Source organism: Aeromicrobium sp. (genome assembly GCF_047606445.1).
GTDB lineage: Bacteria > Actinomycetota > Actinomycetes > Propionibacteriales > Nocardioidaceae > Aeromicrobium.
Genome location: NZ_JASGEK010000079.1, coordinates 17,549 through 41,800, shown reverse-complemented (window position 1 = coordinate 41,800; position 24,252 = coordinate 17,549). Strand labels below are relative to the sequence as shown.

Here is a 24,252-nt window from a genome sequence, read left to right as displayed (position 1 = left end):
TTCGGCTTGCTCGGCTCGACGTGCGTCGTCGTTGGCCCAGTAGCAGCAGCGGGCCGCCCAGAGACACGCGCAGATCGTGACCGTGAGACAGATCGAGGCGAAGACCTCCGCGAGCATGCTCATGCCGACGCCACCGCCTCAGCCTCGACAGGCTCCGTGGGGACGGCCTCGTCCCGGTCTGACGCTGGCGGGACAGCAGAAGAAGAAACTGTCCCGCCAGTGTCAGTGGGCTCTCCTGCGCTTGAAAGACACGACGGCGTAAGGGCACCGTCGGCAGCAGAAGGAGAAGTCTCATGTTCAAGAAGGCCCGTAACATCCAGTCGACGATTCGTTCCGTCCTCGGTGCCTCGGCGAACGACCTTGTTCGCGTCTCCGAGATCCAGAACGAGACGGTCGAGGACGCGATCCACAAGATCCAGATCCAGATCTTCGAGTTGTCCGACGCGCTCGCCGAGCTCGTACGTGATCTCGACAACCGGGTATAAGCCTGCCTCGGCTGCGAGGCGAGCCACCTCACCCAAACGAGCGGACGGCGTGAGATAGGACGACTGGATGCTCATGCCAGCACCCCCTCGGCCTGGGCGGCAGGGTGGGATGCTGCGGGCATGACTTGGGTGACGATCGGTGCGGTTGCCACGCTGGCTACGGCCGTGTCGGCCGTGGTGACGGTGGTGACGTCGATCTGGTGGCGTTGGCGTGACCGGCCCGCTGCGGAGTGGATGGCGGTCAGTTCCTCGGCGTGCTGGCTGGAGGAACGACCCGGCATTGGGGCCGACTCGTTTCCGACTTTGTGGTGTGCGATCTCGAACGTCGGTGACGGGTCGGCGTATCGGGTGGCTGTGTCAGCACCGACCGCACGGTGGCTTGTGACGAACTTGCCGGAGGAGTTACGGCCGGCGAAGGTCAGCGATCCGAAGGTGATCGGCGCGATGCGGCCCGGTGACACGTTCATTGTGGACATGGGCTGTGACGCAGAGCTGTGGGACTCCTGCGAGATCGTCGTGGAGTGGTCCGCGCCGCCGACCAGACGCCGTAGGAAGTGGTTTGGTGTCGTGTCGACGAGGCAGCGGCAACGGCTCCGGCTGCCAGCGATCGAGGCTCGGCCGGAGATCGAGCCGTATCGGCCGTGACGGGTGCTCATAGTCCCAACCACTCACCGATCGCGCCGAGAAACAGGGCGAAGATGGTCAGCGTCACGTTGAACCAGATCACCTCGGCGGGCACGCCGACCGCGATGCCGAACAAGAGCGCCAAGAAGCTCGGGATGCTCGCGACCACAGCCAGGCCTAGCACGACGCCACCGCCTCGGGAACCGGCTCAGCCTGAGCGCCCGCGAGAACACGCTCGGCTGTCCGCGACAGATCACTCGCGGAGGTTCCGCATGTCGATGCGATGCGGATCAGTTCGGAGAAGGTGAACGAGCGATCTCCGTTCAGCCCTCGTAAGAACGTCCTCTCGGACATTCCGCTCGTCGCGGCCACCTCCGAGTGAGACCTGCCAGCGATGGCGGCCGCGCTCTTGACCGCTCGCCCGATGGCAACCGCCTCGGGATCAACTCTGCTTGCCATGCCTGACACGTTACGTGCCAGATTTGGAACAGTCAAGTCTTAATCGTGCCAAATCTGGCGTAAAATGTACCTAGCGGGTATCGTTTCGTGTCATGACTGAACAGGAAGCGCAACGATTTCTCGTCGCGCTGGGCGCTGAGATCGCCTCGTGGCGGAAGTTCAAGAAGCTCAGCCGGGAACAGCTCGCCGACAAGGTCGGCGTGTCCCAGAGCACCATCGGGCGAATCGAACGGGGCGACTCCGTCACCGCTGCCGGCGCGAGCGATGTCTGGCGTATTGCGCGGGCCTTGGGCCTCAGTCTCAGTTCCCTTGTCTCGCGCGCGGAGGAGACCATGCAGCTCGCCGCCCAAGAACAGGCCCAGGGCGCTCAGGCTCAGCAGCAGTCTGCGCCGACGAAGCCGGTGTTCCCTGATCTGCCTGACGGGTACGTGTTGGCGGCGAACCGGGGCGAGCCGGAACCATTCGACGACGAGCCCGGTGACGGTGCCTGACCGTGGCTGTCCTGTCCTTGCCAAACAATCAGAGTAATGCTATGATAGTTACATCAACTCAAGAAAGGAGGAAACATGACAGAAGTGACAGACGCTATCGCGAAGCTCATGACCGCCACGGCGGCGCTCATCGCCGCGATAGCCGCTCTCATCAAGGCCCGCAAGGGCAAATGAGAGACGGGGAGGGAGCCAGAGTGAGTGGCTCCCTCCCCACCGTCACCCTGACATGACAACCGCCATGGACACAACCATGCTCAAGATCGCCGCAGCACTCACACTCATCATCGGCGCGCTCGCCCTGCTCGACGTCAACCGGTACGCCACCGGTGTGCTCGCCATCGCCACCAGCGTGCTCATCGTCACCAGCCTGCCCCGTGAGGATCAGCGATGACCACCCGCTACCTGTCCTACGGGGAGGTCGCCGACCGGCTCGGCATCACCACCGGGGCGCTCGGCTCGGCGAACCTGCCCGACCCCGACGCGCTCATCGGCCGCACCCGGGGATGGCGCGAGGCCACCATCGACGAGTGGGCCGCGAACAGGCCCGGCCGGGGCGTCGGGGGAGGGAGGCCGCGCAAGGGCGCGTGAGGCCCGCACGCGGGCGCGCTCGCCCACCTCCTCGGCGTCACTCCACGAATCGTGTTCGCCTACCGTCGCGTGTTGGCTCGGCGGGCGTTGGCGGCGTGACCCGCCTACTCGTTCGTAAACCTTCCCTTGACATTACCTCATTCGTAAAGGTATTATTTACACGTGGAGATCACGCAGTCCGCCCGTGAACACGGCGTCACCGACGCCGACATCCTCCACGCCTGGGACAACGCCATCCGCACCGTCGAGGCCGAACAGTACGGCGAGGACCGTCTCATCGTCGTCGGCCCCGACCGGCACGGAGCGCTCCTCGAACTCGTCGCCGTCCCAGCAGGCGAACCCACCCGTGTCATCCACGCAGACCGACTCCGCCCCAAGTTCTACGACCTTCTCCGATAGGAGGGTGACCCCCATGAGCAAGAACACCACCAGCCCCACCGACACCGAAGCGTGGCTCGACTCACTCGACCCGGCCGCCCTCGAAGCCCGCGACGCCTCGAACTTCCGACGCATCATCGCCGCCCGCAAAGCCGTCGCCGACGCCGACGCCGAACTCCGTGCCGCCGTCGCGGCGGCACGTGAGGCCGGCGACTCGTGGACCGTCATCGGAGCCGCCCTCGACATCACTCGACAGGCGGCCTTCCAACGCTTCGGCCGTGACTGAGACGCGCCGGATGGGCGAGCCGATGGCCCCGCATGAGTCCGTCACTGGCCAGATCTACCTACCGGTATATTTCCTGGTATATTTTCGACATGTTTTCACCACGTGACCAAGACGCCGTCCTCACCGAACTCGGCAGCAAGTTCCCCGCCGCGCTCATCACCGCGACCAACTCAGCGAGGAACGATCTCGACGCGCTACGCGAGTGGCGACCCGGCTGGGTGCTCGCCATGTTCCAACGTGAGGTCGCCGGGTTCATCCACTCGCGGATCTGGGACCACCTCACCACCGAACTCGACAGCGTCGACGGCATCACCTTCCGCACCGCCGAACCCCACCGCGAGGCGACCGTCTCCACGCCGCTCGGACGGAGCTTCAAGATCCGAGTCAAGCGCCACAGCGAAGGCGACCAGATCAGCTCCTACCCGACGATCTCAGACCTCGAGTTCTGGGGCGGCGCTTCGATCTCCTTCGAAGGGCTCGAACAGATCTCGCTCGCGGCCGGCTACCGGTGGGACTCGACGCTGGGGCAGATCGGCGCGCCGGTCCTCTCCTACCGCGAGGGCAAAGAGAACGTCATCTGGGCCGTCGAAGTGGACGCCGGCGAAGCCGACGGCCTGACTCCGATCACTTACACGCCGATCCTGCCCGACCTCCCGCGGATCGATCTCGCCGACGCTCTGGCCGACGAGAGCCGGACAGGGGGCCGGTCGTCATGACCGGTATCGGTGAAGTCCTCGCGACCGCCCGCCGTGCCCGCGGCATGACCCAAGAAGAACTCGCCTCACGCGCGGAGGTGACCCAGGCGGCGCTGTCACGCTACGAGCACGACCTCCGTACACCCGATGAGGAAGTGCTCGCACGGCTCGCACGCGCCCTCGGCGTCACACCACAACTCCTCCAGCGCGGCGGACGCATCGAGGGCGGCATCGCGGTCGGCGCCCACATGCGACGCCGCGCGACCGCGAAAGCGACCGTGTGGCGCGAGCTGGAAGCCAAGCTCAACATGCTCCGCCTGCACACCGCCCAGCTCATGGACGAGGTCGCCATCCGAACCGACCGGCAGGTGCCGACGTTCGACCCGCTGGAGGTGGAGCCGGAAGCGGCCGCGCGCATGCTCCGCGCCCAATGGCGGATGCCCGTCGGGCCGGTGCACTCGCTGAGCGCCTGGCTGGACGCGGCGGGGATCGTCGTCATCGCCGAGGACTTCGGCCCGTCAGCGCGGGTCGACGGACTCTCCCAGTGGTCGGGCGCGTACCCCGTGGTGCTCGTCAACAGCTCGGCCCCGACAGATCGGAAACGGCTCACGCTCGCTCACGAGCTCGGCCACCTGGTGCTGCACTCCGATCACGTCGACGAGGACGTGGAAGCCCAGGCGAACGTGTTCGCCGCCGAGCTGTTGATGCCGCGAGACGAGATCACACCGATGCTCCGGCAACGGCTCACCCTCGACCGGCTCGCCGACCTCAAACGCTATTGGGGTGTGTCGATGCAGGCGCTCATCGAGCGGGCACACGCGCTCGGAACACTCACAGCGACGCAGCGCGCCTCTCTTCACAAGACGCTGAGCGCCAAAGGATGGCGCACCCGTGAGCCGCTGAGCGACGGCCTGGCCCCAGAAGAGCCCCGACTCGCTCGGCATATCGCCGAGTCGTTGAAGACTCGGGGCCTTTCAGAGAGGGAGATCGCCCGGCTGACGGGTTTCTCCTCTCCTGAAGAGAACACTCTCGCGCCGAGTCCACGATCAAGGCGGCTTCAGGTCGTCTGAGACCGTCGCGGGGCGCGTCAGATCCCACTCCCCTTCGCAGACGAGGGAAACGATGAGAACGAGGGCCGGTGAACGGCCGAGGAGGTAGCCGTCGTGGCTGAGTTCCGGCAATTGCCGTCCGGGAAGTGGCAGGCGACCGTGTCGACGCCGCTGCGTGACGCTCAGGGGCGTCCACGGCGGGCGACGAGGACGCACCCGTTGAAGAAGGTCGTGATGGATTGGGCCGCGACCGAGGAGGCGGCCATCTCGGCGGGCAGGTGGCGTGACCCTCGTCTGGCTGAGATGACGCTCGGCGAGTACCGGGAGCGGTGGCGGACGTCGCGGATCGCCGACGACGCGACCCTCGCGAAGAACGACTCCCACTGGCGCACCCACGTCGAGCCGGTGTGGGCGGGGCATCCGTTGAAGCTCATCGTCCGTGAGGACATCAAGACGTGGATCCACCGGATGCACACCTCGCAGTGTCCCCGCTGCCGCACGTATCCGACGCTCACGCCGTCCGGGACGCTGCCGAAGCACAAGAACCCCGCCGGGAACGAGTGCGGCGCGTCAGGCGGCGATCCGGGGCTCGGCGCGTGGACGATCAAGGGCGCGGTGTCGCACCTGTCGGGGCTGCTGGCGTCGGCGGTCGAGGAAGGCGTGCTCCCCGCGAGCCCGGCGACGAAGCTGGACCTGCCGCAGGCCGCTCCGAAGCCGGTCTTCTACTGGCTCAAGGAGGAGGCCGACGCGATCGTCGCGCAGTTGGAGGGCAGCGACCAGGTCGCGGTCGATCTGGACATGCACGTCGGGATGCGGCCGGGCGAGTTGTTCGGGCTGCGGCGGCGGTACGTGTCGCCGGCGGTCGACCAGATCCACGTCTACGGCGTGTCGACGCGCACCGGGTGGCGGCCGTACGCGAAGACGATGATGTCGCACCGGGCCGTGCCGGTGCCGCCTCGGCTGCGCGATCCGCTCGGCGATCTGATCGCGGGGCTCGACGAGGACGCGATCGTGTTCCCTGCGCCCGAGGGCGGGCTGTGGGACGACCGGAACTTCGCGCAGCGGGTGTTCACTCCGGCGATCGGCGCGGCGGGCGTGCGTCATTCGACGCCGTACGGGATGCGGCACACGGCGGCGTCGTGGCTGGTGCAGGCGGGCGTGCCGTTGATGGACGTGCAGCGGCTCCTGGGGCACGAGAAGTACTCCACGACGCTTCGTTACGCGCACTTGCAGCCGGGGCAGTTCAACGCGATCTTGGCGGCGTGGGGAGCCTGATCGCGTTTGCTCCATCCGCACCAGATCCGCACGGAGCCTCTGATCGGCGTTTTCCAGCGCACCCGGACAATGCGAGACGCCCCCGGAATTCGTTGGAATTCCAGGGGCGTCTGCCGGTGTGGAGCATAGGGGATTCGAACCCCTGACCTCTTCCATGCCATGGAAGCGCGCTACCAACTGCGCCAATGCCCCGTGTTCTGTTGTGGGCCCGAAGGCCGAGTCAAGACTCTAGTACACGACGCCCCGTCCCTCCTCACCGGGGTCAGGCGTCGTCGGTCATCACCGGTTCCGGCAGGGTGCCGGCGTTCCACTCGGTCAGCCGCCAGAAGCGATGCCGGGACGGGCCGTACTCGGTCAGCACCGACCACGAGCAGTTGCTCAGCGCGCCGAACGTCCGCCAGTTCTGCTGCGGGATCCCGAGGAACGCGCACACACCGGTGCGGATCACCGCGCCGTGGGCGACGATCACCAGCGTCTCCTTGGGCGGCAGCTCCCACAACAGCTCCTTCACACCCGAGGCGAAACGCTCGCCTGCCTGGGCGTGCGTCTCCGCGTCGGGGATCTTCGTCTCGTCGCCCCGCACCCACGCGCGCATGCCCTCGGGGAACCGTTCGAAGGACTCCTCCCAGGTGAAGCCCTCCCTCGCGCCGAAGTTCATCTCCCGGAACCGCTGGTCGGGCTCCACCGGGACGCCGCTCACCCGCCCCAACGCCTCGGCCGTGTCACGCGCCCGCTGAAGGTCGGAGCAGACGATGCGATGCGGACGCAACACCGCCAACCGCCGCGCGGCGCTCTCGGCCTGCTCACGGCCCACCTCGTCGAGCGGGACGTCGGTCTGACCCTGGACCCGTCCGGCGACGTTCCACGCCGTGCGCCCATGACGCCAGACGACGACCTGACGGCTCACGGCAGGGCGACCTCGGGGCAGTCGCTCCACAGCCGTTCCAGCGCGTAGAACTCCCGCTCCTCGGTGTGCTGGACGTGCACGACGATCTCGCCGAAGTCGAGCAGCACCCACCGGGCCTCGCGCTCCCCCTCCCGGCGCACCGCCTTGACGCCCTGCTCGCGCAGCCGGTCCTCGACCTCGTCGCGCACCGCGCCGGCCTGCGGCGGGCTCGTGATCGAGCAGATGACGAACACGTCGGTGATGTACAGCTGGTCGGACACGTCGAAGGCCCGGATGTCCGTGGCGGACTTCTCCGCCGCCGCCTCCGCGGCGATCCGGGTCAGCGACAGGGCGAGCTCAGAGGCGGGCATGGACGGCTCCTTCGGACGGCTCGTACAAGCCGTGCTTGGCGATGTATTGGACGACGCCGTCGGGCACGAGATACCAGACCGGCTCACCGCCCCGGGCGCGCTCGCGGCAGTCGGTCGAGGAGATCGCGAGCGCCGGGATCTCCAAGATCTGCACCCGGCCCGCCGGCAAGTGCGCCAGCGTCATCTCATCGAGCTCGTGCCCCGGACGGGTGCACGCGACGAACTGGGCCAGGTCGAACAGCTTCTCGTGGTCGCGCCAGGTGAGGATCGCGGTGATCGCGTCAGCGCCGGTGATGAAGAACAGGTCGGCGTCAGGACGCTGCTCGGTCAGGTCGCGCAGCGTGTCGATCGTGTACGTCGGGCCGTCGCGGTCGATGTCGACCCGGCTCACCGTGAAACGCGGGTTCGCGGCCGTGGCGATCACCGACATCAGATAGCGGTGCTCGGCCGGCGACACGTCGCGTCCGGCCTTCTGCCACGGCTGGCCGGTCGGCACGAAGACGACCTCGTCGAGGTCGAAGGTCGCCTGCGCCTCGCTCGCGGCGACCAGGTGGCCGTGGTGGATCGGGTCGAAGGTCCCGCCCATCACACCGACGCGACGGCGTCCCGGCGCGCTCACGCTCAGGTGTGCTCGCGTCCCTTGCCGAAGACCAGCAGGATCATCAGCAATGTCAGGAGGATGCCCAGCGCGACGCCGCCGATGACATAGGGGTTGACGGACGCCTCTTCGGCGTGCTCGGCCGAGGCGAGAATCGTGGTCAGCATGGGCGACAATCTATCAGCGAACGTGCCCGTCGCCCTCGACCACATAGGTGGTGGTCGTCATCTCGGTCAGCCCCATCGGCCCGCGCGCGTGCAGCTTCTGCGTGGAGATGCCGATCTCCGCGCCGAAACCGAACTCGCCGCCGTCGGTGAAGCGGGTCGAGGCGTTCACCATGACCGCCGCCGAGTCGACGCCGAGGGTGAACCGTCGCGCGGTGGCCGCCGAACGGGTGACGATCGCCTCGGTGTGGCCCGAGGAGAACCGGCGCACGTGGGCGATGGCCTCCTCGACGGAGTCCACGACGCGCGCCGATATCTCCAGGCCGAGGTACTCGGTGGCGTAGTCCTCGTCGGTGGCCTCCACAACCGAGGAGCCGACGGCGCGGAAGGCCGCGTCGCCGTGGATCAGCACGTCGTGCTCGCGCAGCGCCGCGACCACACGCGGCAGGAACTCGTCGGCGACGGCCTTATGCACCAGCAGCGACTCGGCGGCGTTGCACACGCTCGTGCGATGGGTCTTGGCGTTGACCGCGACGGCGAGCGCCATGTCGAGGTCGGCCTCGGCGTCGACGTAGACATGGCAGTTGCCGGTGCCGGTCTCGATGACGGGCACCGTCGACTCCTCGACGACGGCCTTGATGAGTCCGGCGCCGCCGCGCGGGATGACGAGGTCGACCAGACCGCGGGCCCGCATCAGCTCGGTGGCCGATGCGCGGTCCTCACTCGGCAGCAGCGTGACGAGGTCGGCGGGCAGGCCAGCGCCCTCGATCGCGGCGCGCATCACCTCGACGATGGCCGCGTTGGAGTTGGCCGCCGAGGCCGAGCCGCGCAGCACGACCGCGCTGCCGGCCTTCAGGCAGATGGCGGCGGCGTCGGCGGTGACGTTCGGGCGGCCCTCGTAGATCATGCCGATGACGCCCATCGGGACGCGGATCTGCGTCAGCCGCAGGCCGTTGGGCAGCACCGAGCCGCGCACCACCTCGCCGACGGGGTCGGGCAGCGCGGCGACGTCGCGCACACCCTGCGCGAAGGCGGCCACGCGGTCGGCGTCGAGACGCAACCGGTCGATCAGGTGCTCGCCGACGTCGGCGGCGCGGGCGGCGGCCACGTCGAGCTCGTTCGCCGCGACGATCTGGTCGGTGGCATCGATCAGAGCGTCGGCCGCCGCGACCAGCGCCGTGTCCTTCGTCGCACGGGTGGCGGTGGCCAGGGCGATGGACGCTTCCTTGGCCCGTCGTGCCGTCGCATGGACCTGGTCGCGTGTCGTCGTGCTCATGGCGCCGATGGTAGTCAGTCCTCCGGCGCGTGTCCGTGACGACCACTAGGCTGCCTGCCATGAAACGCACCGCAACGATCCTGACCACCGCCGCGCTCCTGTTCATGGGCGCCTGTGGCTCCGACAACGCCAAAGACGACACCGACTCCAAGGATGACGACAAGAAGTCCGAGGAGACGATCGAGGACCTCGACCCCGAGGAGATCCTCGACCTCGCCACCGAGTACATCCTCGACGCCGACCAGGTCACCCTGAGCGGTGAGATGGTCGAGGACGACGAGGAGATGGAAGTCACGATGTCCTACGACGGCGACAATAGCCACGGCCTGATCGTCACGCCCGCTGGAGAGTTCGAAGTGCTCCAGGTCGACGGCAGCTCCTATTTCCGTGCTGACGACGCCTTCTGGAGCAACGAGGCCGGCGCCGAGGCGCAGCTGTTCGTCGACGCCCTCGGCGGCCGCTGGCTCGACGTCACCGACGACCCGGACATGGGGGACCTCACTCAGATGACCGACCGTCAGAGCTTCGTCGACGAGGTCTTCGACGCGGAGGGCGAGGTGACCGTCGGCGATACGAAGAAGGTCGAGGGCGTGGAATGCCTCTCCCTGAGCGACGGCGAGAGCCCGCTATGGGTCGCACTCGACGACGCCCGGCCGATCGCGCTGGAGGCTCCCGAGGACGAGGAGGGCGAACTCGTCTTCGACTACGACGAGGCCGACGTCCCCGACGCGCCCAGCGCCGACGAGGTCACCACGATGGACGAGTTGATCGCCTCGTTCGGCTGATCTCTCGCGACGTCCGAAGGGCGCGGGCTCACCGCCGTGGTGGTGAATCCGCGCCCTTCGTGTCGTTCACGGCGTGAGCAACATGAGGTCGTCGCGGTGGACGACGGTGCGGTCGTAGTCGGGGCCGAGGTCGGCGACCAGGTCGGCGGTCTGACGGCCGAGCAGCCGCGGCAGCTCGTCGGCGTCGTAGTTGACCAGGCCGCGCGCGACGACCGCGCCGTCGGGGCCGACGATGTCGACGGGGTCGCCCGCGCTGAAGTCGCCACGGACGGCGGTGACGCCGGCCGCCAGCAGGGACGCGCCGCGCTCGGTGAGCGCTGTGACCGCGCCGGCGTCGAGGGTGACCGCTCCTTTGGTCTGGCTCGCGTGCGCCAGCCACAGCAACCGCGACGGACGGCGTTTGCCGGTGGGCTCGAAGCGGGTGCCGACCTTCTGTCCCGTCAGCGCGGCCGCGGCCTGGGCGGCGCTGGTGAGGACCACCGGGATGCCGGCCGCCGTCGCGATGCGGGCGGCCTCGACCTTGGTGACCATGCCGCCGGTGCCGACCGCCGAGCCGACGCGGGCGATGTCGACGCCCTCCAGGTCCACCTCTCCTGCGACCGTCTCGATGAGCGCCGAGCCCGGCTCGGACGGATGGCCGGTGTAGAGGCCGTCGACGTCGGACAGCAGCACCAACAGGTCGGCCTGGACCAGGTGGGCGACGAGCGCGGCCAGCCGGTCGTTGTCGCCGAAGCGGATCTCGCTCGTGGCGACCGTGTCGTTCTCGTTGACGATCGGCACGATGCCCAGTTCCAGCAGCTTGCCGAAGGTCTGGCGGGCGTTGCGGTAGTGGCTGCGGCGGGTGACGTCGTCGACGGTCAGCAGCACCTGGCCGACGGTGAGGCCCGCCTCGCCGAACCGGGCCGCGTACTCGGCGAGCAGCGCGCCCTGGCCGACGCTCGCCGCGGCCTGTTGGGTGGCGAGGTCGCGCGGCCGCGCAGGCAGGCCGAGCGGCCCGAGGCCCGCCGCGATGGCGCCAGAGCTGACCAGCACGACGTCGTCGCCGCGCTCGCGCAGCGCGACGAGCGCCGCCACGAGGGAGGCCAGCCGCTCCGGCGCGATGTGGCCGCCAGCGGTGGTGAGCGACGACGAGCCGACCTTCACGACGACGCAGGCCATCAGTCCTCCTCGAATTCCTCGTCGAGGTCGTGCTCGAAGTACTCCTCGTCCTTCTGCGCCGCGCGTAGCTCCCGGGCCTCGGCCTCGGCGGCCCGCTTGGCGGCCAGCGCCTCACGGCGCTCGCGGTTGGTGCGGCGCTCCGACGGGTCGAAGCGGAGGTCGGCGCCGCGCGGGCCCAGCGTCTCCGCGCCCACCGGCGTCTGCGGGTCGAAGTCGAACACGACCGCGCCCTCGTCGTCGGGGCCGACGCCGCCGATGATGACGTCGTCGCCCTCCTGCGCGCCGAGCTTCAGCAGCTTGTCCTCGACGCCGAGCCGGTTGAGCCGGTCGGCGAGGAAGCCGACCGCCTCGTCGTTGGTGAAGTCGGTCTGGCGCACCCAGCGGGCCGTCTTCTCGCCGCGGACCACCCACTCGGGCGCGTCCTCCGGGCCGCGACGGCGGATGGTGAACTCCTCGCCCACCCCGGCGTCGGCCTGCGGACGCAAGACGATGCGGGTCGGGGCGGCCTCCGGCGCGGCGGCGCGCTGGGCGGCGACGATGTCGGCCATGGCGAAGCTCAGCTCGCGCAGGCCGGCGTGGCTGGCGGCCGACACGTCGAAGACCCGCAGGCCGCGCGCCACGAGGTCGTCGCGGACGAAGGAGGCGATCTCGGCGGCGTCGGGCACGTCGGTCTTGTTCAGCGCGACCAAGCGCGGACGCTCCAACAAATCGGTGTCGGTGGCCTCGGCGTAGCGGGCCAGCTCGTTCTCGATCACGTCGAGGTCGGTGAGCGGATCGCGGCCCGGCTCGACGGTGGCGCAGTCGATCACGTGCACCAGGGCGGCGCAGCGCTCGATGTGGCGCAGGAAGTCGTGGCCGAGGCCCTTGCCCTCGCTGGCGCCCTCGATGAGGCCCGGCACGTCGGCGACGGTGAAGGTGACGTCGCCCGCGCGCACGACGCCGAGGTTCGGCACGAGCGTGGTGAACGGATAGTCGGCGATCTTCGGACGCGCCCGCGACAGCGAGGCGATGAGGCTCGACTTGCCCGCGCTCGGGAAGCCGATGAGGCCGATGTCGGCGACGACCTTGAGCTCCAGTGTGACGCTGCGCTCCTCCCCCGGCTCGCCCTTGAGCGCGAAGCCGGGAGCCTTGCGCTTCGACGAGGCGAGCGCGGCGTTGCCGAGGCCGCCGCGACCACCCGCCGCGATCACCAGCTCGGTGCCGACGCCGACCAGGTCGGCCAGCTCCTCGCCGGTGGCGGCGTCCTTGACGACCGTGCCGTCGGGCACCGGCAGCACGAGATCGGCGCCGTTGGCCCCGCTGCGGTTCGACCCGGCGCCGGGCGCGCCCTTGCCACCGGAGCGGTGCGGCTCGTGGTGGTAGTCGATGAGCGTGGTGACGTCGGCGGCCACCCGCAAGATGACGTCGCCGCCCGTGCCGCCGTTGCCGCCGTCCGGGCCGCCGAGCGGTTTGAACTTCTCGCGGTGCACCGAGGCGACACCATGTCCGCCGTCGCCGCCGGCGACGTGCAGGGTCACACGATCGATGAAACTCGGGATCGCCACGAGTCAGCTCCTAGGGAAAAGACGACAGGACGGCCCGCCGCCGCGGACCGTCCTGTCGTGAAGATGTGTCGTCAGCGCCGCGTCACTCGGCGGCCGGGACGATGTTGACGACCTTGCGGCCGCGCTTCGTGCCGAACTCGACCGCGCCGGGGGCGAGGGCGAACAGCGTGTCGTCGCCGCCGCGGCCGACGTTGACGCCGGGGTGGAAGTGCGTGCCGCGCTGGCGGACGATGATCTCACCGGCGTTGACGGCCTGGCCGCCGAAGCGCTTCACGCCGAGCCGTTGCGCGTTGGAATCGCGACCGTTCTTCGTGGACGCCGCGCCCTTTTTGTGTGCCATTGCTCAGATCCTCACTTGATTCCGGTGATCTTGACCTGGGTGTACTGCTGACGGTGACCCTGGCGCTTCTTGTAACCGGTCTTGTTCTTGTACTTCTGGATGACGATCTTCTCGCCCTTGGTCTCACCGAGCACCTCGGCGGTCACGTCGACCTTGGCCAACTTGTCAGCGTCGGCGGTGACGGCGTCGCCGTCGACCAGGAGCACGGCCGGAAGCGAGACGGACTCGCCGACGGCCTGGCCGACCTTGTCGATCTCGATGACGTCGCCGACGGCCACCTTCTGCTGGCCGCTGCCACTGCGCACGATTGCGTACACCACGGGAAATCCTTCGTCGAAAGCCTTGCGGGGATGATGCGCGGTCCGCGCACCGGGAGAACAGGGCGCGCTGCGGAGATCGCGCACGCCGACGGCCCAGTCTACGGAGCCTGACCCTCGTCGGTCAAAACGGGGTCGGTCGAAGCGGGTTCGGGGATGTCGAACGGCGGAGGGGGCGGCGGGGGCACGCTGCCCAGCGTCGGCGTGGACGCCTGCTCCGGAGCGGGCTGCTCGACCACGGGCTCGGCGACGGGCTGCTCCGCCACCGACTCGACCGCCGTCGCCTCGACCACCTCGGCCGACTCCGGCTGGTCGTCCTGCGGCTGCTCCGCGGGCTTGCTCTCCGTCTGAGGCTTCTCAACCCTGCTCTGACCGTTCTGCTGCTGGCTCTGATCGCCCCTCGCGCCCTGCTGGCCCTTGGCCTTGTTGCGGCCGCCACGGCCGCCACGACGACGCCCCTCGTCCCTCCTCGGCTCGACGGGCTCGGCGTGGATCTGCACACCCCGACCCTTGCAGTGCTCGCACTCGCTGCCGAAGGACTCCAGCAGGCCCGTGCCGATGCGCTTGCGGGTCATCTGCACCAGGCCGAGCGAGGTGACCTCGGCGACCTGGTGGCGGGTGCGGTCGCGGCCCAGGCACTCGACCAGACGGCGCAGCACGAGGTCGCGGTTGGACTCCAGCACCATGTCGATGAAGTCGACGACGATGATGCCGCCGATGTCGCGCAGCCGCAGTTGACGCACGACCTCCTCGGCCGCCTCCAGGTTGTTCTTGGTGACGGTCTCCTCGAGGTTGCCGCCCGAACCGGTGAACTTGCCGGTGTTGACATCGACGACCGTCATCGCCTCGGTGCGGTCGATGACGAGCGAGCCGCCCGACGGCAGCCAGACCTTGCGGTCGAGCGCCTTGTGGATCTGCTCGTCGACCCGGTACTCGGCGAAGACGTGGGAGGCGGTGTCCTCGCCCGGCTCCCAGCGGACGACCCGGTCGGCGAGGTCGGGGGCGACGTGCGCGACGTAGCTGGCGATGCTGTCGCCGGCGTCGCGGCCCTCGACCACGAGCGCGCTGAAGTCCTCGTTGAACAGGTCGCGCACGACCTTGATGAGCAGGTCGGGCTCGGCGTACAGCAGCTCGGGGGCCTTGCCCTCGGCGGCCTTGCGCTCGATGTCCTCCCAGCGGGCTTTGAGCGAGGTGATGTCGCGGGTCAGCTGCTCCTCGGTGGCGCCCTCGGCGGCGGTGCGCACGATGACGCCGGCCTCCTCCGGCAGCGCGCCGGACAGCAGCTTCTTGAGCCGCGACCGCTCGGTGTCGGGCAGCTTGCGGGAGATGCCGTGGTTCTGGCCGCCCGGCACGTAGACCAGGTAGCGGCCGGGCAGGCTGATCTGGCTGGTCAGCCGGGCACCCTTCTGGCCGATCGGGTCCTTGGAGGCCTGCACGAGCACGGTCTGGCCCGGCGTCAGCGCCTCCTCGATCTTGCGCTGCTTGCCGCCCGCGAAGGACGACCAGTCGACCTCGCCGGCGTACAGGACGGCGTTGCGGCCCGCGCCGATGTCGACGAAGGCGGCCTCCATGCTCGGCAGCACGTTCTGGACCTTGCCGAGGTAGACGTTGCCGATGATCGAGGTCTGCGACTCGCGGGCGACGTAGTGCTCGACGAGGACTTTGTCCTCCAACACCGCGATCTGGGTGTAGTCGTCGTGCTGGCGCACGATCATCTGACGGTCGACCGACTCGCGGCGGGCCAGGAACTCGGCCTCGCTGACGATCGGCGCGCGGCGGCGTCCGGCCTCGCGGCCCTCGCGGCGGCGCTGCTTCTTGGCCTCCAGACGGGTCGAGCCGGTGACGCCGGTGATCTCGTCCTCGGCACTGCGGCCCTCGCGGACCTTGACGACGGTGTTCTCGGGGTCGTCGGGGGAGTTGTTGGCGTTGTCGCCGGCCCGGCGACGGCTGCGACGGCGGCGGCTGGAACCGTTCTGACCGGTCTCGTCGCCCTCGGCGTCGGCGTTCTCCGACTCGGACTCCTCGGACTCCTCGGAGGCGTTCTCCTCGCCGTCGGCCTGCGCTCCCCCGGACTTGCGACGGCGACGGCCGCCCCGGCTACGGCGGCGGCGCTTGTTGGCTCCGCCGTCCTCGTCGGCGTCGTCGGAGGTCTCGTCGACGGACTCGTCGTCCGGCTCGTCGACGCTCTCGGGGACCTCGTCCACGACCGGCTCGGACTTCTTCGGCAGCGCGGGGGCGAGCGTCGCGGGCGGAGCCTGGAACAGCAGACCGCCGATCCCCGGCGACGCGGTCGGCTCGGGCTCCTCGTGAGGCTCGACGTCCTCGACCGTCTGGTCCTCGACGGACTCGTCGGGCTCGACCGCCTCGTCCTCCTCCGGCTCCGGAGCGGGCTCGGCGGCTTGCGGCACGGCGCTGCCGGGGACGGCGAAGATGTCGCCGCTGACCGGCCTGGGCGGCCCGGCCGGGCGGCCCGCCGCGCGACGGCGCGGGCGCGAGGTGACGGTGACCCGAGGCTGGGCGGGGGCGGTGTCCTCGTCGAGCATGTGCTCTCCTTCACCTCGCCCGCCGCGGGCGGCGCGAGGGGTGTCAACGGCCCGCGGACGGACCGGAAGTCTGATGGGATCGGGCTCGGATGAGCCCGGGCGGCGCTCCCTGAGCCGCCCACGCGGGGGTCCGTCGCCGCGGTCGTCACCTGGTGGGCGCGTCGCGGCCGATACGGTCCCCACGATGGTGGTCCCGGTCGTGCCGTCCGGCCGAACAGCGTCGACGACGCAGGAACGACCGAGGTCAGTATCGCACAGTCATCCGTCGTCCATCTCGAAATCATGTCGCCGTCGCCCCGGCGACACGCGTTTCCGTCGGGGATTCCGGGGAGAAATCCCTTGTTCAGGCGAGCGGGTCGGTGACCGTGTCGCCGACGAGCGGGCCCTGCTCGACCCGGGTGGCCACGAGGACGCCGGGGACCTCGGCCCCGGCAGCTTTGAGGGCGCTGACGACGTCGTCGGGGCGCACGGTCGGGACGGTGCTGCGGACCACCGCCTCCACCGTCGATCCCTCGACCCGTAGCGACACGGCCGCGCCGCGCACGTCGATGTCGCGCAGGCCGCGCTTGGTCATGCGCGGAGTGGTGAACTCCTCGGCGGCGAGGAAGGTCTCGGCAGCAACCTCCAGGCCGCTCGCGCCCGGCGCCTCGATCCGCCACAGCGACGCTTCCAGCCGGTCGGCCAGGCTGCCGCTCACCGCGGGCACGACCGCGACGACGTCGAGGCCGGGCGGCAGCGCGTCGTCGAGGCTCGCCCGGATCCGCTCCGGGTCGCACGCCCTCGTCAGGCCGATCTCCAGGAACTCCGCTTCGCTCGCGGCCCCGGTGGGCGCGGCGTTGGCGTAGGAGATCTTCGGGTGCGGGGTGAAACCCGAGGAGTACGCGATGGGCACGCGGGCACGCCGCACCGCCCGCTCGAAGGCGCGCCCGAAGTCGCGGTGGCTGGTGAAGCGCAGCCGGCCACGCTTGGCGTAGCGGATCCGCAGCTTCTGCACGATCGGCAGCTGCGGATTCGGCGCCTCGGGATTCGGCGTCCCCTGCAAGGTGGTGCTACTCATATTGCGTCCAATCCTCGACGACGAGTCCGGGGACACGATCGAACTCCCGGCGATTGTTCGTGACGACCGTCAAGCCCGCCGACCGCGCGTGCCCGGCGATCAAGACGTCATACGACCCGATCGACGTTCCCGCCGATGCTAGACCCGCCCGGATCTCAGCGGCGTGCTCGGCCGCCCGGGCGTCCATGTCCAGCACGTCGACCTGCGCGAGCAGCGACTCCACACCCAAGCGCGCCTGACGCGGGTCGCGGGAGCGCTCGACGCCGTAGAACAACTCCATCACCGACACCGTCGACACGGCCAGCCGTCCCTCGTTCGCCACCAGCCGCGGCCGCAGCACCTCATCCCTCCGACGCAGCAGGAAGATCAGAATGTTGGTATCGAGCAGGTAGCGGAGACTCACCACGCCTCCCGTTCCTGCGCCTCGGGCTGATCCCGTTCCGCCATGAAATCGTCAGGGACGGGCTCGCCGTGGTCGAACCAGTGGTCCCAGCCGGAGCCGACCGGCACGATCACCCGAGCCCGGCCGGACACGCTGACGTCGACCTGACGCACCGTGTCCGGCAGCGCCACATCCTTGGGCAGACGAACCGCCTGAGTGGTGTTGTTACGAAAAATCGTCGACCTCGCCATATGCGCGCCTCCTCGACCACCTTGCATATACAAGAAGGATATACACGACCGGCGACCCGCCTCGACCCACGATGGAGGCGAGGCGTTTCATGGGGCGGTGACGTCGCTCCCCTCTCCAGTTCGCCCTGGACCCGCGTGGCTGCTCGGCACGGGCATCGTGCTGCTGGCGCTCAACCTGCGGGTGGCCGTCGCCAGCGTCGGCGTGGTGTTGGAGCAGTTGCGCGACGACCTCGGCATGAGCGCGGCCACAGCGGGCTTGCTCACCACGATCCCGGTGCTCTGCTTCGCGCTGTTCGGACCGCTGACCGCGCGGATCGTCCGGGCGGTCGGACTCGACCGGACCGCCGCGCTACTGCTGACGGTGACCGCGACGGGGCTCGCGCTGCGTCCGCTCGTCGACGTCCCGGCAGCGTTCATCGCGCTGACGGTGGTCGCGCTGGCCGGTTGCGCGGTCGGCAACGTCGTGCTGCCCGCGCTGACCAAAGAGCATTTCCCCGACCGGGTGCCGCTGGTCAGCTCGCTCTACGGCGCGGCGTTGATGGCCGGAGCGACGCTCGGCTCGGTGTTAACGGTTCCAGTCGCGGACGCCTTCGGCGGCGACTGGCGGCCCGGCCTCGGCGTGTGGGCCGCGCTGGCGCTCACCGCGCTGCTGCCCTGGGCGCTCCCGGCGATCCGCTCCGGGCACGACCGACGGATCGACGGCCCCGCCGGCCTGCGACTGGCCGACCTCGCCCGCAGCAAGCTCGCCTGGACCTGCGCGCTCATGTTCGGCGTGCAGTCGGCCCAGGCCTACGCGCAGTTCGGCTGGTTCCCCGCGATCCTCACCGACGCCGGACTCGACGCCTCCACCGCAGGCCTCATGCTGGGGATGCTAGCCGCCGTCGGCATCCCGATGACGCTGCTGCTGCCCCCGCTCATCGCCCGCGCCGGGAACGGCCCCCTGCTGCCGTGGACGTTCGCACTGTTCACCTCGGCGGGATGGGCCGGTGTGCTGTTCGCACCGACCGCCGCCCCGTGGCTCTGGACGATCTTCCTCGGCGTCGGCGGCTGCGCCTTCACCTGGCTGCTGACCATGTTCGGACGGCGCACCGCGACCCCGGCGGGCACCGCCGCGCTGTCGTCGTTCGCGCAGTCCATCGGCTATGTGATCTCCGGGATCGGACCCTTCGGCTCCGCACTGCTCCACGACCTGAGCGAATCATGGACGCTGCCCGTCGCCGTGCTCATGGTCGCCGCGCTCGTCGTCGGAGCCCTCGGCGCGCTGGTCAACCGACCGCGTGCTGGAGGAGGAGCCGGCCGCTCAGCCGACGTCGAAGCGCTGATCGAGCAGGCCCACGACGAAGCCGACCGCCGCGTCACACCACGCTCAGCGGGAGCAACGTCTTGCCGGTGGGGCCGATCTGGATGTCGGTGTCCATCGACGGGCACACGCCGCAGTCGAAGCAGGGCGTCCAGCGGCAGTCCTCGACCTCGACCGGATCGGGGTCGAGGGCGTCCTGCCAGTCCTCCCACAGCCAGTCCTTGTCGAGGCCGGAGTCGAGGTGGTCCCACGGGAGGATCTCCTCGGGACCGCGCTCGCGGGTGGTGAACCAGTCGAGGTCGACGCCGAACTCGGCCAGCGCCTCGGCCGACTTCGCCTCCCAGCGCTCGTAGGAGAAGTGCTCGCTCCAGCCGTCGAAACGGCCGCCGTCGCGCCACACCGCCTCGATCACCCGGCCGACCCGACGGTCGCCGCGTGACAGGAGTCCTTCGACGATGCCGGGCTTGCCGTCGTGGTAGCGGAAGCCGATGGCCCGGCCGTACTTCTTGTCCGACTGCACCGACTCGCGCAGCTTGCGCAGCCGGGCGTCGGTGGACTCGTGATCGAGCTGGGCGGCCCACTGGAAGGGCGTGTGCGGCTTCGGCACGAAGCCGCCGATGGAGACCGTGCAGCGGATGTCCTTGCGACCGGAGACCTCGCGGCCGGTGTCGATGACCTTCTTGGCGAGCTCGCCGATCTGCAGGACGTCCTCGTCGGTCTCGGTGGGCAGACCGCACATGAAGTAGAGCTTGACCTGCCGCCAGCCGTGCGAGTACGCCGCCGCGACCGTGCGGATGAGGTCTTCCTCGCTGACCATCTTGTTGATGACCTTGCGCAGCCGCTCGCTGCCGCCCTCGGGCGCGAAGGTCAGGCCCGAACGGCGGCCGTTGCGGCTGAACTCGTTCGCCAGGGAGATGTTGAAGGCGTCGACGCGGGTGCTCGGCAGCGACAGCGAGGTGTTGGTGCCCTCGTAGCGGTCGGCCAACTGCGTGGCGAGCTCGCCGATCTCGGAGTGGTCGGCGCTCGACAGGCTCAGCAGGCCGACCTCGTCGAGTCCCGACTTCTCCAAGCCGCCCTCGACCATGCGACCGATGCTCTGCAGCGACCGCTCGCGCACCGGACGGGTGATCATGCCCGCCTGGCAGAACCGGCAGCCGCGCGTGCAGCCCCGGAAGATCTCGACGCTGAACCGCTCGTGCACCGTCTCGGCCAGCGGCACCAGCGGATTCTTCGGGTAGGGCCACTCGTCGAGGTTCATCAGCGTGTGCTTGGCGACCCGGTCGGGCGCGGCGGCGTCGTTGGGGACGATCGCGTCGATCCTGCCGTCGGCGTCGTAGTCGACGTCGTAGAAGCGCGGGACGTAGATGCCGCCGGTGGACACAAGGCGGCGCAACAGCTCCAGGCGTCCGCCCGGGCTGCCCTCCTCGCGGAACTCGCGGACGATGTCGCTGATGGCCAGCACGATCTCCTCGCCGTCGCCGAGCACCGCGGCGTCGATGAAGTCGGCGATCGGCTCGGGGTTGAACGAGGCGTGGCCGCCGACCAGCACGATCGGATCGTCGTCGGCGCGGTCGACCGCGTGCAGCGCGACGCCTGCGAGGTCGAGGGCGGTGAGCAGGTTCGTGTAGCCGAGCTCGGTGCTGAACGAGACGCCGAGCACGTCGAAGGCCTTGACCGGGCGGTGCGCGTCGACGGTGAACTGGGGGATGTCGTGCTCGCGCATGACCTTCTCCATGTCGGGGAAGACCGCGTAGGTGCGCTCGGCGAGGATCCAGTCGCGCTCGTTGAGGATCTCGTAGAGGATCTGGACGCCCTGGTTGGGCAGGCCGACCTCGTAGGCGTCGGGGTACATGAGCGCCCAGCGGACGGCGACGGAGTCCCAGTCCTTCAGGCTGGCGTTGAGCTCGCCGCCGACGTACTGGATGGGCTTGCTGACCAGCGGCAGCACCGGCTCCAAGCGGGGGAACAACGACTCGACGGACATACCGCTAGCCTAACGGCCCGTCTAGGGTCGTCCCATGGGTCTGTTCTCGAAAAAGCAACCGCAGTTGAGCGTCGCGTACACGGCGCGGGGCGCCGGCGGCGGACTCGACCAGCTCGTCACGATGACGAACCCCACCGACGACGACCTCGTCCCGACGTTGCGCTTCCGTCCGCTGACGGCCTACGGGCAGGAGATCCCCGGCGTCACGGTGACGTCGGTGCAGGGCCTCGACCGCGGCATGCTCAAGGTTCCGGCCCGTTCGACGGCTCGCGACCTGCTGCGCTTCGACGGCCCGGGCTGCCGCCAGGTGTGCCACGTTCAGACCGAGGTGCTCGATCTCTTCACGGTGGAGCCGGTCAGCGGCCTGACCATCCCACCGACCGTGGTCATGGTCGACCTCGACAAGTTGGCCGTCGCCGATCCGGAGAATTTCTGGGGCATCGGCGTCGCCAACGACAACGAGGAGCCGATGCGCGTGCGGGTCAGCGTCGTCGAACTCGAGCCGCCGCACACCGACCGCAAACTGCGTAAGGCCTCCCGCCAGCCGGTCGACTGGGGCACGCTGGAGGGCGACGTGCTGCTGGAGCCCAAGAGCCACGACGTCGTCTGGCTCCCCGACGAGATGCGCGGCCGCTACCACGCGGTGCTCGGCGGGGTCACCGCCCTCGACCTGGGGTGACGACCCCCTGAGGCGGTGAGTCATCCACCTTTCGTTTTCGCCGGTGGCTCGTCCACCCTATGAGCGCTCATAGGGTGGATGACTCACCGACCAGGCGGCAAAGGCGGACAACTCACCGCCCTGACGGGGCCGGTGACGGTCGGTCAGAGGGAGGGGAACCAGAGGGCGATCTCGCGGGCGGCGGACTCCTCGGAGTCCGAGGCGTGCACGAGGTTCTCGCGGTTCGACAGGGAGAAGTCGCCGCGGATGGTGCCGGGGGCGGCGGAGCGGCCGTCGGTGGCGCCGTTGAGCGCGCGGACCACGGCGATGGCCTCGTCGCCCTCCAGCACGAGCGAGACGAGCGGGCCGGAGACCGCGAACTCGCGCAGCGGCGGGTACCAGGCCTGCTCGACGTGCTCGGCGTAGTGCGCGTCGGCCATCGCGGCGTCGATCGCGCGATGCTCCATCGCGACGATCGTCAGGCCCTTGGCCTCGAAACGGCTCAGGATCGCGCCGACCAGACCACGCTGGACGGCGTCGGGCTTGAGAAGCACCAGTGTGCGTTGCGTCATGGCTCGTAACCTACTGGTCGACCTCGGCGGCGGCCCACCGCGCCCGGTCCTCGTCGATCGTGCCGCCGAGGAAGAACGCCCCGAGCCACAGCGCGCCGAACAGGCCGCCGACGAAGAACATCGCCGGAGCCAACAGGCCCAGCGCGATCGCGGCGACCTGGAGGGCGTGGCCGAGCCACATCCCCCACGGCTTGCGGACGACGCCCGCGACCACCACGCAGGCGACGCACAGGCCGATGCCGAGCCACAGCGCGAGCGTCTTGTCGACGCCCTCGACGGTGATCATGACGGGCGTCGACAGGCCGAGCAGGATCGCCTCGAAGCACAGCATCGCGGCGCACAGCCGCGCCCGCATCATCGCACCCCTCCCTCAGCCGACCCGGTGAGCAGCGTGCGCGCCTCGCCGACGGTCACCACCGACCCGGTCACCAGCAGGCCGCCGCTGCCGACGGCGTCCTCGAAGCCCTCCAGAGCCTCGGTCAACGCGACCCCTCGCTCCAACGCGTCGTCGAGGCGCGGCAGGACCGTCACCCGGTCCTCGCCGAAGCGGTCCTCGGCGATCTCGCCCAGCTCGGCGGCGGGCAGGCAGCGGTCGGAGGCGTTCTGGGTGCAGACGATGTGCGCGACCACCGGCTCCAGCGCGGCGACGATCTCGTCGACGTCCTTGTCGGCCATCACCGCGACCACCGCGACGAGCGGGGCGAAGCTGAACTCCTCGGTGACCGCCGCGAGCGAGGCGGCGACGCCGTGCGGGTTGTGCGCGGCGTCGAGCAGGATCGTCGGGCCGCGACGCACGATCTCCAGGCGGCCGGGCGAGGTGACCGACGCGAAGGCCGTGCGCACCAGCTCGGGGTCGAGCTCGCGCTCGCCGAGCAGCGCCTCGACCGCCGCCAGCGCGAGCGCGGCGTTGCGCGCCTGATGCGCCCCGTGCAGCGGAAGGAAGACGTCCTCGTACAGGCCCGACAGCCCTTGCAGGTCGAGCTGCTGGCCGCCGACGGCGGCGAGCCGCGCGGCCACCCCGAAGTCGACGCCCTCGCGGGCGAAGCTCGCGCCGACCTCGGCGATCCGGCGGCCGATCACGTCGAGCACCTCGGGGGTCTGCTCGGCGATGACGACCCGCGCGCCGGGCTTGACGATGCCGGCCTTCTCGTGCGCGACGTCCTCGGGCGTGTCGCCGAGGTAGCGGGCGTGGTCGACGGCGACGGGCGTCAGCACGGCCACGTCGGCGTCGGCGACGCTCGTGGCGTCCCAGGCGCCGCCCATGCCGACCTCGACCACGGCGGCGTCGACCGGCGCGTCGGCGAAGGTCGCGTAGGCCATCGCCACGATCATCTCGAAGAACGACAGCCGGTGCGGCTGCGCCTCGTCGACCATCGCCGCGTACGGGGCGACGTCCTCGTAGGCCCGCACGAAGGCGTCCTCGGTCAGCGGCTCGCCGTCGAGGCAGATCCGCTCGGTGACCGACTGCAGGTGCGGGCTGGTGAACCGGCCGGTGCGCAGGTCGAGGGCGCGCAGCAACGCGTCGACCATGCGGCTGGTGGACGTCTTGCCGTTGGTGCCGGACAGCTGCACGACCCGGCTGGCCCGCTGGGGGTCGCCGAGCAGCTCGCAGAGCGCGGCGATCCGGTCGAGCGACGGCTCCAGGCGGGTCTCGGGCCAGCGTGCCAGCAGCGCGGCCTCGACCTCGGTGAAAGTAGGACTCATCGTCGGCCAGTATCGCAGGTGAGGCGGGACTT

General features: G+C 69.8%; 30 protein-coding genes, 1 tRNA gene and 1 pseudogene. 13 read left to right on the top strand and 19 right to left on the bottom strand.

Annotation, left to right across the window (positions count from 1 at the left end; translation table 11 throughout):
• Nucleotides 1–293 precede the first annotated feature (293 nt).
• The gene (locus tag QM621_RS14745; RefSeq protein ID WP_414991144.1) at nucleotides 294–485 is read left to right on the top strand and encodes a hypothetical protein; all 192 of its coding nucleotides are present in this window, start codon (nucleotides 294–296) and stop codon (nucleotides 483–485) included.
• 120 nt (nucleotides 486–605) lie between these two features.
• Nucleotides 606–1,130 (top strand): hypothetical protein, encoded by a 525-nt coding sequence (locus tag QM621_RS14740; protein ID WP_414991143.1) that lies wholly within the window; start codon nucleotides 606–608, stop codon nucleotides 1,128–1,130.
• 7 nt (nucleotides 1,131–1,137) lie between these two features.
• Here the strand turns inward: QM621_RS14740 and QM621_RS14735 are convergent, their stop codons facing one another.
• The gene (locus QM621_RS14735; protein ID WP_414991142.1) at nucleotides 1,138–1,278 is read right to left on the bottom strand and encodes a hypothetical protein; all 141 of its coding nucleotides are present in this window, start codon (nucleotides 1,276–1,278) and stop codon (nucleotides 1,138–1,140) included.
• Between the two features lie 382 nt (nucleotides 1,279–1,660).
• On the opposite strand from QM621_RS14735, the gene QM621_RS14730 reads away from it, so the two are divergent.
• The 8 genes from QM621_RS14730 to QM621_RS14695 all read left to right on the top strand — a co-directional run bounded on the left by QM621_RS14730 (nucleotide 1,661) and on the right by QM621_RS14695 (nucleotide 6,330).
• Nucleotides 1,661–2,059, top strand: coding sequence for a helix-turn-helix domain-containing protein (locus QM621_RS14730; protein WP_414991141.1), 399 nt, complete (start codon nucleotides 1,661–1,663; stop codon nucleotides 2,057–2,059).
• 238 nt (nucleotides 2,060–2,297) lie between these two features.
• Nucleotides 2,298–2,450, top strand: a complete 153-nt coding sequence (locus QM621_RS14725) for a hypothetical protein (RefSeq protein WP_414991140.1) — start codon at nucleotides 2,298–2,300, stop codon at nucleotides 2,448–2,450.
• Nucleotides 2,447–2,647 (top strand): hypothetical protein, encoded by a 201-nt coding sequence (locus tag QM621_RS14720; protein ID WP_414991139.1) that lies wholly within the window; start codon nucleotides 2,447–2,449, stop codon nucleotides 2,645–2,647. Before QM621_RS14725 ends, QM621_RS14720 begins: the two co-directional genes overlap by 4 nt.
• 162 nt (nucleotides 2,648–2,809) lie before the next feature.
• Complete coding sequence (locus QM621_RS14715) at nucleotides 2,810–3,046, top strand: hypothetical protein (protein ID WP_414991138.1); 237 nt, start codon at nucleotides 2,810–2,812, stop codon at nucleotides 3,044–3,046.
• A 13-nt stretch (nucleotides 3,047–3,059) separates the two neighbouring features.
• Nucleotides 3,060–3,311, top strand: coding sequence for a hypothetical protein (locus QM621_RS14710; protein ID WP_414991137.1), 252 nt, complete (start codon nucleotides 3,060–3,062; stop codon nucleotides 3,309–3,311).
• An 89-nt stretch (nucleotides 3,312–3,400) separates the two neighbouring features.
• Complete coding sequence (locus QM621_RS14705; RefSeq protein WP_414991136.1) at nucleotides 3,401–4,027, top strand: hypothetical protein; 627 nt, start codon at nucleotides 3,401–3,403, stop codon at nucleotides 4,025–4,027.
• A complete protein-coding gene (locus QM621_RS14700; protein WP_414991135.1) occupies nucleotides 4,024–5,076 on the top strand; it encodes a helix-turn-helix domain-containing protein in 1,053 nt (350 codons plus the stop codon). Before QM621_RS14705 ends, QM621_RS14700 begins: the two co-directional genes overlap by 4 nt.
• 93 nt (nucleotides 5,077–5,169) lie before the next feature.
• Nucleotides 5,170–6,330 (top strand): tyrosine-type recombinase/integrase, encoded by a 1,161-nt coding sequence (locus tag QM621_RS14695; protein WP_414991134.1) that lies wholly within the window; start codon nucleotides 5,170–5,172, stop codon nucleotides 6,328–6,330.
• Between the two features lie 119 nt (nucleotides 6,331–6,449).
• Here the strand turns inward: QM621_RS14695 and QM621_RS14690 are convergent.
• From QM621_RS14690 to QM621_RS14665, 6 genes are all read right to left on the bottom strand, one after another.
• Nucleotides 6,450–6,522, bottom strand: a tRNA-Ala gene (locus QM621_RS14690).
• Nucleotides 6,523–6,592: 70 nt separating this feature from the next.
• On the bottom strand, nucleotides 6,593–7,237 hold the full coding sequence (locus QM621_RS14685) for a histidine phosphatase family protein (protein ID WP_414991133.1): 645 nt from the start codon (nucleotides 7,235–7,237) through the stop codon (nucleotides 6,593–6,595).
• Nucleotides 7,234–7,587, bottom strand: a complete 354-nt coding sequence (gene rsfS / locus QM621_RS14680; protein ID WP_414991132.1) for a ribosome silencing factor — start codon at nucleotides 7,585–7,587, stop codon at nucleotides 7,234–7,236. The genes QM621_RS14685 and rsfS overlap by 4 nt, the downstream gene beginning before the upstream one ends.
• On the bottom strand, nucleotides 7,574–8,206 hold the full coding sequence (nadD, locus tag QM621_RS14675; protein ID WP_414991131.1) for a nicotinate-nucleotide adenylyltransferase: 633 nt from the start codon (nucleotides 8,204–8,206) through the stop codon (nucleotides 7,574–7,576). The genes rsfS and nadD overlap by 14 nt, the downstream gene beginning before the upstream one ends.
• Nucleotides 8,207–8,208: 2 nt before the next feature.
• Nucleotides 8,209–8,352 (bottom strand): hypothetical protein, encoded by a 144-nt coding sequence (locus QM621_RS14670; RefSeq protein ID WP_414991130.1) that lies wholly within the window; start codon nucleotides 8,350–8,352, stop codon nucleotides 8,209–8,211.
• A gap of 13 nt (nucleotides 8,353–8,365) precedes the next feature.
• Nucleotides 8,366–9,625, bottom strand: a complete 1,260-nt coding sequence (locus tag QM621_RS14665) for a glutamate-5-semialdehyde dehydrogenase (protein ID WP_414991129.1) — start codon at nucleotides 9,623–9,625, stop codon at nucleotides 8,366–8,368.
• Nucleotides 9,626–9,684: 59 nt separating this feature from the next.
• On the opposite strand from QM621_RS14665, the gene QM621_RS14660 reads away from it, so the two are divergent.
• Nucleotides 9,685–10,410 (top strand): hypothetical protein, encoded by a 726-nt coding sequence (locus QM621_RS14660; protein WP_414991128.1) that lies wholly within the window; start codon nucleotides 9,685–9,687, stop codon nucleotides 10,408–10,410.
• A 66-nt stretch (nucleotides 10,411–10,476) separates the two neighbouring features.
• Here the strand turns inward: QM621_RS14660 and proB are convergent, their stop codons facing one another.
• From proB to vapB, 8 genes are all read right to left on the bottom strand, one after another.
• Nucleotides 10,477–11,568 (bottom strand): glutamate 5-kinase, encoded by a 1,092-nt coding sequence (proB, locus tag QM621_RS14655; protein ID WP_414991127.1) that lies wholly within the window; start codon nucleotides 11,566–11,568, stop codon nucleotides 10,477–10,479.
• On the bottom strand, nucleotides 11,568–13,112 hold the full coding sequence (gene obgE, locus QM621_RS14650; RefSeq protein WP_414991126.1) for a GTPase ObgE: 1,545 nt from the start codon (nucleotides 13,110–13,112) through the stop codon (nucleotides 11,568–11,570). The genes proB and obgE overlap by 1 nt, the downstream gene beginning before the upstream one ends.
• 82 nt (nucleotides 13,113–13,194) lie before the next feature.
• Entirely contained in the window at nucleotides 13,195–13,452 is a 258-nt protein-coding gene (gene rpmA / locus QM621_RS14645; protein ID WP_414991125.1) for a 50S ribosomal protein L27, read from the bottom strand.
• An 11-nt stretch (nucleotides 13,453–13,463) separates the two neighbouring features.
• Nucleotides 13,464–13,769, bottom strand: a complete 306-nt coding sequence (rplU, locus tag QM621_RS14640) for a 50S ribosomal protein L21 (protein ID WP_414991146.1) — start codon at nucleotides 13,767–13,769, stop codon at nucleotides 13,464–13,466.
• Between the two features lie 101 nt (nucleotides 13,770–13,870).
• A complete protein-coding gene (locus QM621_RS14635) occupies nucleotides 13,871–16,312 on the bottom strand; it encodes an Rne/Rng family ribonuclease (protein ID WP_414991124.1) in 2,442 nt (813 codons plus the stop codon).
• Between the two features lie 343 nt (nucleotides 16,313–16,655).
• Entirely contained in the window at nucleotides 16,656–17,369 is a 714-nt protein-coding gene (locus QM621_RS14630) for a TIGR03936 family radical SAM-associated protein (protein ID WP_414991123.1), read from the bottom strand.
• On the bottom strand, nucleotides 17,362–17,772 hold the full coding sequence (locus QM621_RS14625) for a type II toxin-antitoxin system VapC family toxin (RefSeq protein WP_414991122.1): 411 nt from the start codon (nucleotides 17,770–17,772) through the stop codon (nucleotides 17,362–17,364). The genes QM621_RS14630 and QM621_RS14625 overlap by 8 nt, the downstream gene beginning before the upstream one ends.
• Nucleotides 17,769–18,002, bottom strand: coding sequence for a type II toxin-antitoxin system VapB family antitoxin (gene vapB / locus QM621_RS14620; protein ID WP_414991121.1), 234 nt, complete (start codon nucleotides 18,000–18,002; stop codon nucleotides 17,769–17,771). Before vapB ends, QM621_RS14625 begins: the two co-directional genes overlap by 4 nt.
• Between vapB and QM621_RS14615 the strand changes: the two are divergent.
• Nucleotides 17,968–19,155 (top strand): annotated as a pseudogene (locus QM621_RS14615) (MFS transporter); the annotation flags it as partial. The gene vapB and the pseudogene QM621_RS14615 overlap by 35 nt on opposite strands.
• 202 nt (nucleotides 19,156–19,357) lie before the next feature.
• On the opposite strand, the gene QM621_RS14610 reads toward QM621_RS14615, so the two are convergent.
• On the bottom strand, nucleotides 19,358–21,286 hold the full coding sequence (locus QM621_RS14610) for a TIGR03960 family B12-binding radical SAM protein (RefSeq protein WP_414991120.1): 1,929 nt from the start codon (nucleotides 21,284–21,286) through the stop codon (nucleotides 19,358–19,360).
• A gap of 34 nt (nucleotides 21,287–21,320) precedes the next feature.
• Between QM621_RS14610 and QM621_RS14605 the strand changes: the two genes are divergently transcribed.
• Complete coding sequence (locus tag QM621_RS14605) at nucleotides 21,321–21,965, top strand: hypothetical protein (RefSeq protein ID WP_414991119.1); 645 nt, start codon at nucleotides 21,321–21,323, stop codon at nucleotides 21,963–21,965.
• 143 nt (nucleotides 21,966–22,108) lie between these two features.
• Here the strand turns inward: QM621_RS14605 and ndk are convergent, their stop codons facing one another.
• From ndk to QM621_RS14590, 3 genes are read right to left on the bottom strand one after another with little or no spacing between them, the layout of a single operon-like run.
• The gene (ndk, locus tag QM621_RS14600; RefSeq protein WP_414991118.1) at nucleotides 22,109–22,516 is read right to left on the bottom strand and encodes a nucleoside-diphosphate kinase; all 408 of its coding nucleotides are present in this window, start codon (nucleotides 22,514–22,516) and stop codon (nucleotides 22,109–22,111) included.
• A 10-nt stretch (nucleotides 22,517–22,526) separates the two neighbouring features.
• Nucleotides 22,527–22,871, bottom strand: a complete 345-nt coding sequence (locus QM621_RS14595; protein WP_414991117.1) for a DUF4233 domain-containing protein — start codon at nucleotides 22,869–22,871, stop codon at nucleotides 22,527–22,529.
• The gene (locus QM621_RS14590) at nucleotides 22,871–24,220 is read right to left on the bottom strand and encodes a bifunctional folylpolyglutamate synthase/dihydrofolate synthase (RefSeq protein ID WP_414991116.1); all 1,350 of its coding nucleotides are present in this window, start codon (nucleotides 24,218–24,220) and stop codon (nucleotides 22,871–22,873) included. The genes QM621_RS14595 and QM621_RS14590 overlap by 1 nt, the downstream gene beginning before the upstream one ends.
• Nucleotides 24,221–24,252: the final 32 nt, after the last annotated feature.

Bases quoted from the DNA above. Each gene is read 5' to 3' on its own strand.
- QM621_RS14605 (WP_414991119.1), top strand. From the start codon at position 21,321: ATGGGTCTGTTCTCGAAAAAGCAACCGCAGTTGAGCGTCGCGTACACG.
- QM621_RS14610 (WP_414991120.1), bottom strand. From the start codon at position 21,286: ATGTCCGTCGAGTCGTTGTTCCCCCGCTTGGAGCCGGTGCTGCCGCTG.
- QM621_RS14705 (WP_414991136.1), top strand. From the start codon at position 3,401: ATGTTTTCACCACGTGACCAAGACGCCGTCCTCACCGAACTCGGCAGC.
- ndk (WP_414991118.1), bottom strand. From the start codon at position 22,516: ATGACGCAACGCACACTGGTGCTTCTCAAGCCCGACGCCGTCCAGCGT.
- vapB (WP_414991121.1), bottom strand. From the start codon at position 18,002: ATGGCGAGGTCGACGATTTTTCGTAACAACACCACTCAGGCGGTTCGT.
- QM621_RS14630 (WP_414991123.1), bottom strand. From the start codon at position 17,369: ATGAGTAGCACCACCTTGCAGGGGACGCCGAATCCCGAGGCGCCGAAT.
- QM621_RS14700 (WP_414991135.1), top strand. From the start codon at position 4,024: ATGACCGGTATCGGTGAAGTCCTCGCGACCGCCCGCCGTGCCCGCGGC.
- QM621_RS14730 (WP_414991141.1), top strand. From the start codon at position 1,661: ATGACTGAACAGGAAGCGCAACGATTTCTCGTCGCGCTGGGCGCTGAG.
- QM621_RS14635 (WP_414991124.1), bottom strand. From the start codon at position 16,312: ATGCTCGACGAGGACACCGCCCCCGCCCAGCCTCGGGTCACCGTCACC.
- QM621_RS14745 (WP_414991144.1), top strand. From the start codon at position 294: ATGTTCAAGAAGGCCCGTAACATCCAGTCGACGATTCGTTCCGTCCTC.
- QM621_RS14590 (WP_414991116.1), bottom strand. From the start codon at position 24,220: ATGAGTCCTACTTTCACCGAGGTCGAGGCCGCGCTGCTGGCACGCTGG.
- QM621_RS14595 (WP_414991117.1), bottom strand. From the start codon at position 22,871: ATGCGGGCGCGGCTGTGCGCCGCGATGCTGTGCTTCGAGGCGATCCTG.
- QM621_RS14725 (WP_414991140.1), top strand. From the start codon at position 2,298: ATGGACACAACCATGCTCAAGATCGCCGCAGCACTCACACTCATCATC.
- proB (WP_414991127.1), bottom strand. From the start codon at position 11,568: ATGGCCTGCGTCGTCGTGAAGGTCGGCTCGTCGTCGCTCACCACCGCT.
- rsfS (WP_414991132.1), bottom strand. From the start codon at position 7,587: ATGCCCGCCTCTGAGCTCGCCCTGTCGCTGACCCGGATCGCCGCGGAG.
- QM621_RS14710 (WP_414991137.1), top strand. From the start codon at position 3,060: ATGAGCAAGAACACCACCAGCCCCACCGACACCGAAGCGTGGCTCGAC.
- QM621_RS14665 (WP_414991129.1), bottom strand. From the start codon at position 9,625: ATGAGCACGACGACACGCGACCAGGTCCATGCGACGGCACGACGGGCC.
- rpmA (WP_414991125.1), bottom strand. From the start codon at position 13,452: ATGGCACACAAAAAGGGCGCGGCGTCCACGAAGAACGGTCGCGATTCC.
- QM621_RS14740 (WP_414991143.1), top strand. From the start codon at position 606: ATGACTTGGGTGACGATCGGTGCGGTTGCCACGCTGGCTACGGCCGTG.
- QM621_RS14720 (WP_414991139.1), top strand. From the start codon at position 2,447: ATGACCACCCGCTACCTGTCCTACGGGGAGGTCGCCGACCGGCTCGGC.
- QM621_RS14660 (WP_414991128.1), top strand. From the start codon at position 9,685: ATGAAACGCACCGCAACGATCCTGACCACCGCCGCGCTCCTGTTCATG.
- QM621_RS14670 (WP_414991130.1), bottom strand. From the start codon at position 8,352: ATGCTGACCACGATTCTCGCCTCGGCCGAGCACGCCGAAGAGGCGTCC.